This is a genomic window from Xanthomonas hyacinthi (assembly GCF_009769165.1).
Taxonomy (GTDB): Bacteria; Pseudomonadota; Gammaproteobacteria; order Xanthomonadales; family Xanthomonadaceae; genus Xanthomonas_A; species Xanthomonas_A hyacinthi.
Genome location: NZ_CP043476.1, coordinates 1,640,018 through 1,651,517, shown reverse-complemented (window position 1 = coordinate 1,651,517; position 11,500 = coordinate 1,640,018). Strand labels below are relative to the sequence as shown.

The following is an 11,500-nucleotide window of genomic DNA, read 5'->3' as shown; positions in this document are numbered from 1 at the left end:
TTGCGTCCTGCCCGATTGCGGCCCATAGCGGGCGCCGCGCGCCCCGTTTGCGGCCATGTCGCCGTCGCCGATCGCGGCATGGCGGGCGGCTGGCCGTTCGCGCTGATCCTGTTGTTGCCGATCGCGGCGCAGGCCGCGGTGCGGGCCCAGGACGCCACTGGACAAGCCGCCGAACAAGCCACCGAGCTGGACGCGGTGCAGGTGCATGCCGAACCCAAGCGCAACCTCACCCGCGCGCTCGGCGAGCGCACGCTGCTGGACACGCCGTTCTCCATCGCCAACGCCGACAGTGCGCTGCTGGAAGAGCGGCAGGTCGCCGGACTCGGGCAGGCCTTCTTCGGCACCGCCTCGATCTCGCCGGTGGGCAACAGCTACGGCATGTGGGCCTCGCTGCTGGAGGTGCGCGGGCTGGCGCTGGACTGGTCCAACAGCTACAAGATCAACGGCATGCCGTTCTACGCGTTCGGCGTGGAGCAGCCGCTGGAGGCGTTCGAACAAGTGCAGTTGCTCAAGGGCGCGAGCGGCTTCATGTACGGCTTCGGCGCGCCCGGCGGCATCGTCAACTACGTGACCAAGCAGCCGACCGACACGCGCCTGCTGAGTGTGGACATGGGCTATCGCTCCGACAGCTTGTTCAGCGCGCATGTCGATGCCGGCGGCCGCTTCGGCGACGGCGACCGCTTCGGCTACCGGCTCAACGCCTCCAGCGAGCGGGGCGACACCTACTTCGGCTCGCGCCTGGATCGCCAGGCGCTGGCCGGCGCGTTCGCTGCCAGGCTCAGCGAGACCCTGACCCTGAGCGCCGAACTGATCTACCAGCGGCGCTACATCCAGCGCCCGATGCCGTACATCGCGGTCAGTTATCTGCGCGGCGCGAAGCTGTTGCGGGGGGCGATCGATGGCGACACCGGGCTGGCCGCCGACGCCGCGTTCGGCAACACCCGCTCCGCCTATGCCGCCAGCGGCCTGCGGTGGCAGTTCGCGCCGGATTGGCAATTGCGCGTGGACTACAGCGCGCTGCGCACCGGCCAGCGCTTCAACCAGGAATACTTCTACCTCAGCGACCAGGACGGCGACTACGTCGACAACACCTTCACCGGGCACAACCTCAATCGCTTCGACGTGGTCCAGGCGCTGCTGCAAGGCCGCTTCGCGACCGGATCCTGGGAACACCAACTGGTCGCCGGCCTCTCCTGGCAGCAGCAACAGGTGTGGGCGGCGCGTTCCAGCAACTGGATCGCGAGCGGCACCGGCAACCTGTACCGGCCGCAGCGCCTGCAATGGACGCCGGCGGACAGCGACGGCGTGTATCGCAGCAGCGATTACCTGCAGCGGGCGGCGTTCGTCAGCGACACCATCGCGTTCACCCCGCGCTGGTCGGTGCTGCTGGGCCTGCGCTACACCGACTACCTGCAACGCAGTTTCGACAGCGACGGCACGCGCAGCTCGCGCTATGCGCAGTCGTCGGCCACGCCGACCGCGGCGCTGCTGTTCAAGCCGCGCGCCGATAGCACGCTGTACGCCAGCTACGTCGAGTCGCTGGAGCAGGGCAACGTGGTCGGCAGCAACTACGCCAACCACGATGCGGTGCTGCCGCCGCTGAAGAGCAAGCAGCTCGAGCTCGGCGGCAAGATCGAGCGCGACGCCTGGTCCGCCGCTGCCGCCGCGTTCCGCGTGCAGCGTGGCGCCACCTACGTCACCGCCGACAACACGTTCGTGCAGGATGGCGAGATCCGCTACCGGGGCCTGGAGCTGGAGGGGCAGCTGCATCCGACCGAGGGCTGGACCGTCGCCGCCAGCGCGCTGCTGATGGATGCCGACTACGCGCGCAGTTCCGCCGCGCTGGCCGGCAAGCGCCCGGGCGGCTTCGCGCGCAGGGCCGCCACGCTGTCGCTGGAACATACGCTGGCGCGGCTGCCGGCGCTGTCGCTGCATGTCGACCTGCGCGCCACCGGTCCCAAGCGCCTGCTGCCGGGCAGCCCGCTGGTCGCGCCCGGCTACCTGCTCAGCAACCTCGGCGCCAGCTACCGCACCAGCTGGAGGCTGCACCCGCTGACCCTGCGCGCGGAAATCGACAACCTCTTCGACCGCCGCTACTGGATGGGCAGCAGCTACACGATCCAGCCCGGCGCCTCGCGCACGCTGGCGCTCAACGCCAAGCTGGATTTCTGAGCGGCGTCCGCGCAGCGCGGGGGCCGGCCTGTCCGGCGCGGCCGCGGCGCCGGCGCGCGGCGACCGCAACGGCGATAATGGCGGCCATCGTTACGCTATCGTGTCGCCGTGCCGAAATCCTCGATCGAATCGCGCCTCAGCCGCCTGTGGGCCCATGAAAAGGCCAGCTACGGGCTGCGCGTGTGCATCGCCCTGGGCGTGGCGATGGGCGTGTGCTGGCAGCAGCAGCAACTGACCGCGCTGCCGGCGATCTTCCTCGGCGCCATCGCCAGCGCCATCGCCGAGACCGACGACAACTGGCTGGGCCGGATCAAGTCGGTGCTGCTGGCGCTGCTGTGCTTCGCCGCCGCCGCCGCCGCGGTGGTGCTGCTGTTCCCGTATCCGCTGGCGTTCGCCGTCGGCATGGCGCTGTCCACCTTCGCCCTGACCCTGCTCGGCGCGCTCGGCGAACGCTACGCCTCCATCGCCCAGGCCACGGTGGCGCTGGCGATCTACGCGATGATCGGCATCGACCATGGCGGCCGCGCCGGCTACGTCGGCGGCAGCGCCTGGCACGGTGTCGCGCTGTTGATGCTCGGCGCGGCCTGGTACGGGCTGCTGTCGATCCTGTGGACCCTGCTGTTCGCCAACCGCCCGGTGCGCGAACGGCTGTCGCGGCTGTTCTTCGAACTCGGCCGCTACCTGCGGCTGAAGGCCGCGCTGTTCGAACCGGTGCGGCAGAGCGACCTGCATGCGCGGCGGCTGGCGCTGGCCGAGCAGAACGCGCAGGTGGTGGCGGCGCTGAACGCGGCCAAGACCGCGATCATGAGCCGCTTCGGCCGCTCCGGCCGGCCCGGCGTGCAGTCCGGCCTGTACTTCCGGCTGTACTACATGGCGCAGGATTTCCACGAACGCGCCAGCTCCTCGCACTATCCCTACGAAGCGCTGACCGACGCGTTCTTCCACAGCGACGTGCTGTACCGCTGCCAGCGCCTGCTGGCGCTGCAGGGCAAGGCCTGCGCGGCGCTGGGCGAGGCGATCCGGCTGCGCCATCCGTTCGAATACGGCGAACAGACCCAGCTGGCCACCACCGACCTGCGCCAGTCGCTGGATTTCCTGCACGCGCAGGCCGATCCGCGCCAGGCGCGGCTGCTCGGCTCGCTGGAACTGCTGGTCACCAACCTGCAGAGCATCGAGCGGCGGCTGTCCGAATCTGCGCAGTCCGACACCACCAGCGACACCCTCGACACCCGCCTGCGCGACTCCTCGCCGCACACCTTGCGCGAGATGCTGGTGCGCGTCGGCCAGCAGCTCACCCCGGGCTCGGTGCTGTTCCGGCACGGGCTGCGCATGGCGATCGCGCTGGTGGTCGGCTACGCCATCATGCAGTCGATCCACGCCAGCAACGGCTACTGGATCCTGCTCACCACCGCCTTCGTGTGCCGGCCCAACTACGGCGCCACCCGGCTGCGCCTGGCGCAGCGCATCGCCGGCACGCTGATCGGCCTGATCGCGACCTGGGCGCTGATGCAGCTGTTCCCCGGCACCGAGTTGCAGCTGCTGTTCGCGCTGTTCGGCGCGCTGCTGTTCTTCGTCACCCGCACCGACCGCTACATGCTGGCCACCGCCGCGATCACGGTGATGGCGCTGTTCTGCTTCAACCTGCTCGGCGACGGCTTCGTGCTGATCTGGCCGCGCCTGGTGGATACCCTGATCGGCTGCGCGATCGCCGCGGCGGCCTCGTTCCTGATCCTGCCCGACTGGCAGGGCCGGCGCCTCAACCAGGTGATGGCGACGGTGCTGGCCAGCTGCGCGCGCTACCTGGCGCAGGTGCTGGAGCAGTACCGCAGCGGCATGCGCGACGACCTGCCGTACCGCATCGCCCGGCGCGACATGCACAACGCCGACGCGGCGCTGTCGGTGGCGCTGTCCAATATGCTGCGCGAGCCTGGCCGCTACCGCCGCAACCTGGATGCGGGCTTCCGTTTCCTGGCGCTGTCCAACACCTTGCTCGGCTACCTGTCGGCGCTGGGCGCGCACCGCGCCGCGCTGGCCGGCGAGGCCGATCCGGCCATCGACCGCGCCGGCGGCTACCTGCAGGACACCCTGGGCGCGATCGCCGATGCCCTGGCGCAGCGCCAGGCGCTACCGCCGGCCGACGAAACGGCCGAGGTGGCCATGGTCGATGCGCTGGAACAGGAGCACGGCGTGGACGAGGCCAAGCGGCGGCTGGTGCGCAACCAGTTGGCGCTGACCCTGCGCCTGCTGCCCAAGCTGCGCGCCGCCGCGCATGCGGTCACCGCTCCGGCATCGACGCCAGCGCCGTCGGCTGCCGTGCCGGCCGCACGCTGAGACCCATCCACAGCAGCGCGGCCAGCGCCAGCGCCGCGCCGCCGGCCACCACCCCGTGCCAGCCGGCGTAGGCATAGGCGGCGGTGCCGAGACTGGAACCGATCGCGCCGCCGATGAAGTAGCAGGTGATGTAGGCGGAGGTGATGCGGTTGCGCGCCGTCGGATCCAGTTGGTAGATCACGTGCTGGTTGCCGATGTGCACGCCCTGCACCGCCACGTCCAGCAGCAGCACCCCGGCGATCAGCAGCCACAGCGAATGCGGCGCGGCGGCCAGCAGCAGCCACGCCAGCAGCAGCATGGCCAGCCCGCCCCAGCCCACCCAGTGCCCCGCGCCGCGGTCGGACAGCTTGCCCGACAGGTTGGCGGCGAACGCGCCGGCGGCGCCGATCAGGCCGAACAGGCCGATCGTGGCGGTGCCGTAGCGGTAGTCGGGACCGGACAGCAGAAACGCCAGCGTGGTCCAGAACATGCTGAAGCCGGCGAAGATCAGCCCGCCCAGGATCGCCCGCGAACGCAGCAGCGGTTCGTCGCGCAGCAGCGCCAGCACCGAACCGATCAGCTGCGGATACGACAACTGCGGATTGCCCGGATGCCGCGGCAGCGCGCGCCACAGCAGCGCCGCCACCAGCAGGATCAGCACGGCCGCCACCCAGTACACGGTATGCCAGCCGCCGGCGCCGGCCAGCAGCCCGGACACGGTGCGTGCCAGCAGGATGCCGAGCAGCAGCCCGCTCATCACCGTGCCGATGACCCGCCCGCGCTCGTGCGGCGCGGCCAGGGTGGCGGCGAACGGCACCAGGATCTGCGCGGCCACCGAACTGAGCCCGGTGACCAGGGTGCCGAGCAGCAGCAGCGCGAAACTGGTCGAAGCCGCGCTGATCAGCAGGCCCACCGCACTGAGCGCGTACAGCCCGACGATCAGGCTGCGGCGCTCGACGCGGTCGCCCAGCGGCACCAGCACCAGCAGGCCGGCGGCATAGGCCAGCTGCGCGGTGGTGACCACCGCGCCGGCGCTGCGCACGTCGATCGCGAAGGTCTGCGCCAGCACCTCCAGCAACGGCTGCGCGTAGTAGTTGCTGGCCACCGCCAGCCCGGTGGCCGCGGCCATCAGCAGCACCAGGCCGCGATGCAGCGGCGGATGCGAGGAGGGTTGCATGGGGGGAATCCAGGGCGGAGCGAAAGGAAGAGCGGCAGTCTGGGGCGGCGCCATCGATCTTTCCAATGTATTGTTTTCACCCGACCCATCTTCTTTCGAGATGCCATGCTGACCCTGCGCCAGCTCGAATTCGCCGTCGCGGTGGCCGCGGAAGGCAGCTTCACCGCCGCCGCGCGCCGCTGCCATACGGTGCAATCGGCGCTGAGCCACCAGATCGCCAAGATCGAGCAGGCGCTGGGCGCGCGCCTGTTCGAGCGCGGTGCGCGGCAGGTGCGGCCGACCGCCGCCGGCGAGGTGTTCCTGCATTCCTGCACAACGCCCACGCCACGCTGCGCGCGGCCGAACGCCTGCACGAGGAAATGGCGCAGGCGCTGGGCACGCTGCGCGGGCGCCTGCACATCGGCCAGATCTCCGCGCTGACCACGGTGCAGGTGCCGGCCCTGCTGCGCCGCTTCCGCGCCGCGCACCGCGCGGTGGACGTGCACCTGCGCACCGGCATGAGCGATGCGCTGCTGCTCGACCTGGGCGAAGGCCGGCTGGACGTGGCCCTGATCGGGGTCGGCCCGCACGTCGCCCTGCCCGCACAGCGCCTGCTGCTGCACGAAGAACCGCTGGCGCTGATCGCCGCGCCCGGCAACCGCGTCGCCGCGCGCGCCGAGGTGGCGCTGCACGAACTGGAGGACGCGCCGATGGCCGCACTTCCAAAACGGCAGCACCCGTCCACCGCTGCCCGCGACGTCGCCGATGCAGGCCGCGGCGCCGCCTCCGCCGCGCAACGAACCTGCTAGGCTGCGCGCGTTCGCAAAGGAGCCTGCATGTCCGGCCATAGCCAGTTCGCCCTGCTGAAACAGCGCCGCTTCCTGCCGTTCTTCGTGGTCCAGGGGCTGGGCGCGTTCAACGACAACGTCTACCGGCAGGCGATCATCGGCCTGCTGTTCTATCTGGGCGTCACCCCCGAGCAGCGCACGCTGTACACCAACCTGGCGCCGGCGCTGTTCATCCTGCCGTACTTCCTGTTCTCCGCGCTGGCCGGGCAGATCGCCGAGAAGCTGGAGAAGTCGCGGCTGGTGGTCATCACCACCACGATGGAGATCGCGATCATGTCGCTGGCCGCGGTCGGCTTCCTGACCGAGAACATGGCGGTGCTGCTGGTCGCGCTGTTCTGCACCGGCCTGCAGTCCACCCTGTTCGGCCCGGTGAAATATTCGATCCTGCCGTCGGTGCTGAAGCCGGAGGAACTGACCGGCGGCAACGGCCTGGTCGAGATGGGCACCTCGATCTCGATCCTGTGCGGCATGATCCTGGGCGGGCTGATCTTCCAGATCGCCGGCAGCCACGGCCCGCTCGCCGCGGCCACCGCGGTGATCGCGCTGGCGGTCACCGGCAACCTGGTCGCGCGGCTCATTCCCAAGGTCGATGCCGGCGCGCCGGAGCTGAAGATCAACTGGAATCCGCTGCCCGAGTCGCTGGCGATCATGCGCCTGACCCGGCGCCAGCTGGCGGTGCGCAACGCGGTGCTCGGCGTGTCCTGGTTCTGGTTCATCGGCACGGTGCTGACCGCGCAGTTGCCGACCTACGCCGAACTCAACCTCGGCGGCGCGCAGGACCTGTACATCTTCGCGCTGGCGCTGTTCTCGATCGGCACCGGCAGCGGCTCGCTGCTGTGCGAGAAGCTGTCCGGGCGCACCGTGGAAATCGGCCTGGTGCCGCTGGGCGCGTTCGGCATCAGCGCGTTCATGCTCGACCTGTACTTCGCCCGCCCCGGCGCCGCGCTGCAGGCCGGGCTGGGCATCGGCCAGTTCGTGCACCAGGCCGGCAGCTGGCGGATCATGCGAGACCTGGTCGGCATCGGCCTGTGCACCGGCCTGTTCGTGGTGCCGCTGTTCGCGCTGATCCAGAGCCGCACGCCCAAGGCGGAACTGTCGCGCGTCATCGCCGGGCTCAACATCCAGAACTCGATGTTCATCGTCATCGCCGCGATGGTCGGCATCGCGCTGCAGATGCGGCAGCTGACCCTGTTCGGCGTGCACGTGCCGATGCCCGGGCTGAGCATTCCGCAGGTGTTCCTGGCGCTGGCCATCGCCAACGCGGTGGTGGCGATCTGGATCTTCAGCATCGTCCCCGAATTCCTGATGCGCTTCCTCAGCTGGGTGATGGTGCGCGCGCTGTACCGGCTGCGCCTGCACGGCATCGAGCGGCATGTGCCCGACGAGGGCGCGGCGCTGATCGTGTGCAACCACGTCAGCTACATGGACGCGCTGGTGCTGGCCGCGTCGATCCCGCGTCCGGTGCGCTTCGTCATGTACTACCGCATCTTCAACATCCCGGTGATGCGCTGGATCTTCCGCACCGCCAAGGCGATCCCGATCGCCGGCGCGCGCGAGGACCCGGCACTGATGCAGCGCGCCTTCGACGAGATCGACGCGGCGCTGGCCGAGGGCGAGCTGGTGTGCATCTTCCCCGAGGGCGCATTGACCAAGGACGGCGAGATCGCCAAGTTCAAGTCGGGCGTGGAGAAGATCGTCGAGCGCCGCGCGGTGCCGGTGCTGCCGATGGCGCTGCGCAACATGTGGACCAGCATGTGGAGCAAGCGCGATTCGCGGCTGCGGCGCATGCGCGTGCCGCGCCGGTTCCGCGCACATGTGGAGGCGATCGCCGGCGCGCCGGTGACCGCCGCCGAGGCCAGCGCCGAGTTGCTGGAAGCCCAGGTGCGGCAGCTGCGCGGGGACGCCGCCTGAAATTCCAGAATGCGCGGGACACGCCGCTTCAGGTAGATTGGGCGCCGGGGAGACGCCATGCGCGACCGCGCACTCCGGCCATCGGCTGCAGCGGCGTCCATTTTAGGGATCGATCAGTGAGTCAGGCACCACCACCGCCCAACGGAGCGGGCATCTACGTCCCGCACACTGCGGCGGCGGCGGATCGATCCCAACGTGTCCGGCAGGCGCATGCCCGCGTGCCCGTTCTACACGCTTACCGACGTGTCCTGTCCCGGCCACGGCAGCACTCGCTGCCGGCATGTCGGCGACGCGGTGCTGCGCAACCGGCCGCGGCCTTCGTTCACCCGGCTGGCGCCGGGCTGAGCGCGCCGGCGACCTCGTCTAGACTTCACCCCATGCCCAGCGCATAACCCCTCAAGGAGATCCACATGAGCACCATCAGCCCCGTCACGCCGCCGCCCGCCCCCATCCCCGGCGCAGTACCCAATCATCTGGCCTGGGCGATCATCGCCACGGTGCTCGGCTTCTGCCTGTGCTGCCCCTCGATCATCCCCGGCATCGTCGCCATCGTGTTCTCCAGCAAGGTCAACGGCCTGCTCAACCAGGGCGACCTGGACGGCGCGCGACGCGCCTCCAACACCGCCAAGACCTGGTGCTGGGTGACCACCGCGCTGGCCATCGTCGGCCTGCTGGCCAATATCGGCATGGTCGCTACCGGTGGCATGCAGAAGTACATGGAATACGTGAACCAGATGCAGCACATGGGCTGATCGGCATGCGCGCCTGGCAACAACGGGCGTGCCTCGGCGCCGCCACCGCCCTCGCGGCGGCCGGCGGCGCGCTGCTGTACCGGTTCGATCCCAATGCCGCGGGCAATCCGTTCGCGCCGTGCCTGTTCCATGCGCTCACCGGCTACTCCTGTCCCGGCTGCGGCATGACCCGCGCCCTGCACGCATTGCTGCACCTGGATCCGCTCGGCGCCTTGGCGATGAATCCCGGGGCGATGCTGGGCCTGGCCCTGCTGCCGGGATTGATCGCGTGGAAGGCGGGCTGGCGCGCGGCGTGGTTCGCGCCGGTGGTCGCGCTGGTGTCGCGGCCGAATTTCTGGCTGCTGGCGCTGCCCGGCTACTGGATCGCGCGCAATCTGCCGTGGTTCCCGTTCACGCTGCTCGCGCCGGGCTAGCCAGGCGCGCGGCTCAGCTGACCCAGCCGGCGATCACCAGCAGCGCCAGCACCACCAGCCACAGCAGCAGCACCCGCCAGATCTGGCTCATCGCATCGCGCAGCTCCGGCAAGCGCCGCAGCACCGGCACCACCATGCCGGCATCGCTGTAGTCGTGCGCCTCCGCGTCGAGTTCGCCGCGCACGCCGGCGCAGGCCACCGGGCCGAGGAAACCGCTGTCCAGCCGCCAGCGATTGCCGCCGCTCGCGCGCCAGGCACCGAACACGGTCTCGAAATTGCCGACCAGCGCCAGCGAGAAGGTCATCAGCTGCGCCACCGGCCATTCCATCGCGGCCAGCGCGGTGCGCGCGCCGCGCGCGGTGGCCAGCGGCAGCCGCGGCGCATACGGCCCGCCTGCGGCCAGCGCCAGCAGGCGATAGCCGAGCGCACCGAACGGCCCCAGCAACAGGAACCAGAACAGCACCGCGAACCAGCGCCGCAACGCGCTGAACGCCACCGCCTCGACCAGACCGGCAGGATCCTCGCGCAGCGGCCCGCCGTCGGCGTGCAGCTGCGCGACCGCGACACGGCGCGCGGCGGCATCGTCGGCCTCGATCACCGCTTCCACATCGGTATCCAGGTCGCGCGGGCCCCAGCTGAAGGCCAGCACCAGCACCCCGAACAGCAGCGCCAGCAGGCCCAGGTGCGGCGCGGCGAGCAGCCACTGCAGCAGGCCCACCAGCAGCAAGGCCGGCAGCAGCGCCAGCGCGATGCCGTAACGGCCGCGCCAGCCGCTGCCCTCGCCGGCATGCGCATCCAGCCACGTCAGCCAGTCGCCATAGGCGTCGAAGCGGCGCAGCGAGGCCACCATGCCGGGCGCGACATGGCCCAGCACCAGGGCGACGATCACAGCGACGAGGGTAGTGAACATGCTGGTCCTCCGGGACCGTTCTGAAGCGTGGGCGGCGGCGGACGCCGACGCGGCCGTATGGTCTACGCGGGGTCGCCGCCACGGCGGTACCAGTCCTCGACCAGCGCGTGCGCGATGGAGATCCGCGGCGGCAGGCGCAGGCCGTGCCGGTCGTCGGCGCCGTCGCCCTGCGCCGCCGCGCGTTGCAGGGCGCCACCGATCTCGGCGCGCTCGAACCAGCGTGCGTCTTCCAGCTCGCCATCCACCTGCGGCGCGTCGGGTTCGGCCAAGGCGCTGAACCCGAGCATCAGCGCGCCGGGGAACGGCCAGGGCTGCGCGCCGTAATAGCGGCAGCTGCCGGGCCGCACCCGCACCTGGGTCTCCTCGGCCACTTCGCGCGCCACGGTCTGCTCCAGCGACTCGCCCGGCTCGACGAAGCCGGCGATCACCGAATAGCGCCGCGCCGGCCAGCTCGCCTGGCGCCCCAGCAGCAGTCGCGCGCCGTCGCCGACCGCCACGATCACCGCCGGATCCACGCGCGGATAGTGTTCGCTGGCGCATTGCGTGCACACGCCGAGGAAGCCGCCGCGGCGCAACGCGATGGCGCCGCCGCAGACGCCGCAGAAGCGGGTGCGCGACTGCCAGTGGAGCATGCCGCGGGCGTAGGCGAACAGGCCGGCGTCGGCGGCCGGCCACTCGCCCGCGGCGCGGCGCAGGTCCATGCGCTGCGGCGGCTCCAGGTCCGGATCCAGCGCAGCGGCGGCCATCGCGAACCAGGCATCGCCAGCGCACAGGCCGAGGAAGATGGCGCGGTCCATCGGGTCGCCCAGGGCCGCGCCGGTCAGCAGCAGCACGCGGCCGTCGGCATCGGCGTAGGCGTTGCCGTCGGCATCGAGCAGCAGCAGGCGCGCCTCGGGCCAGATCCGGCGCAGCGCCGCCGGATCGTTGCGCAGCGCGTCGGCGCGGTCGACGACCGCGTCGGCGAAGGCGAAGGAAGCAGGCGTCAGTTCGGGCATGCGGCGCAGGGTGCAGGCAAACCGCGCATCCGG

At 70.8% G+C, this 11,500-nt stretch carries 9 protein-coding genes and 1 pseudogene; 7 read left to right on the top strand and 3 right to left on the bottom strand.

From position 1 onward, the window contains the following. The first annotated feature begins 78 nt into the window (after positions 1-78). Positions 79-2,172: a TonB-dependent siderophore receptor gene (locus FZ025_RS07420; RefSeq protein ID WP_046979442.1), complete on the top strand. Its 2,094-nt coding sequence runs from the start codon at positions 79-81 to the stop codon at positions 2,170-2,172. Between the two features lie 108 nt (positions 2,173-2,280). After that, on the top strand, positions 2,281-4,503 hold the full coding sequence (gene yccS, locus FZ025_RS07415) for a YccS family putative transporter (RefSeq protein WP_046979441.1): 2,223 nt from the start codon (positions 2,281-2,283) through the stop codon (positions 4,501-4,503). Here yccS and FZ025_RS07410 read toward each other — a convergent pair. After that, positions 4,448-5,659, bottom strand: coding sequence for an MFS transporter (locus FZ025_RS07410; protein WP_104558415.1), 1,212 nt, complete (start codon positions 5,657-5,659; stop codon positions 4,448-4,450). The two genes, yccS and FZ025_RS07410, sit on opposite strands and share 56 nt — an antisense overlap. A gap of 105 nt (positions 5,660-5,764) precedes the next feature. On the opposite strand from FZ025_RS07410, the pseudogene FZ025_RS07405 reads away from it, so the two are divergent. The 5 genes and pseudogenes from FZ025_RS07405 to FZ025_RS07385 all read left to right on the top strand — a co-directional run. After that, positions 5,765-6,361, top strand: a pseudogene (locus tag FZ025_RS07405) (LysR family transcriptional regulator); the annotation flags it as partial. Between the two features lie 113 nt (positions 6,362-6,474). Beyond that, complete coding sequence (locus FZ025_RS07400; protein ID WP_046979439.1) at positions 6,475-8,397, top strand: MFS transporter; 1,923 nt, start codon at positions 6,475-6,477, stop codon at positions 8,395-8,397. A gap of 210 nt (positions 8,398-8,607) precedes the next feature. Beyond that, a complete protein-coding gene (locus FZ025_RS07395; RefSeq protein ID WP_146093531.1) occupies positions 8,608-8,742 on the top strand; it encodes a DUF2752 domain-containing protein in 135 nt (44 codons plus the stop codon). Positions 8,743-8,807: 65 nt separating this feature from the next. Beyond that, positions 8,808-9,149, top strand: coding sequence for a CD225/dispanin family protein (locus tag FZ025_RS07390; protein WP_046979438.1), 342 nt, complete (start codon positions 8,808-8,810; stop codon positions 9,147-9,149). 5 nt (positions 9,150-9,154) lie between these two features. Next, the gene (locus tag FZ025_RS07385; protein WP_046979437.1) at positions 9,155-9,562 is read left to right on the top strand and encodes a DUF2752 domain-containing protein; all 408 of its coding nucleotides are present in this window, start codon (positions 9,155-9,157) and stop codon (positions 9,560-9,562) included. 13 nt (positions 9,563-9,575) lie between these two features. On the opposite strand, the gene FZ025_RS07380 is transcribed toward FZ025_RS07385, so the two are convergent. Together FZ025_RS07380 and nudC are read right to left on the bottom strand one after the other, a co-directional pair. Further along, entirely contained in the window at positions 9,576-10,472 is an 897-nt protein-coding gene (locus tag FZ025_RS07380; protein WP_046979436.1) for a membrane protein, read from the bottom strand. A 62-nt stretch (positions 10,473-10,534) separates the two neighbouring features. Further along, positions 10,535-11,467: an NAD(+) diphosphatase gene (gene nudC / locus FZ025_RS07375; protein WP_046979435.1), complete on the bottom strand. Its 933-nt coding sequence runs from the start codon at positions 11,465-11,467 to the stop codon at positions 10,535-10,537. Between the last annotated feature and the right edge of the window lie 33 nt (positions 11,468-11,500).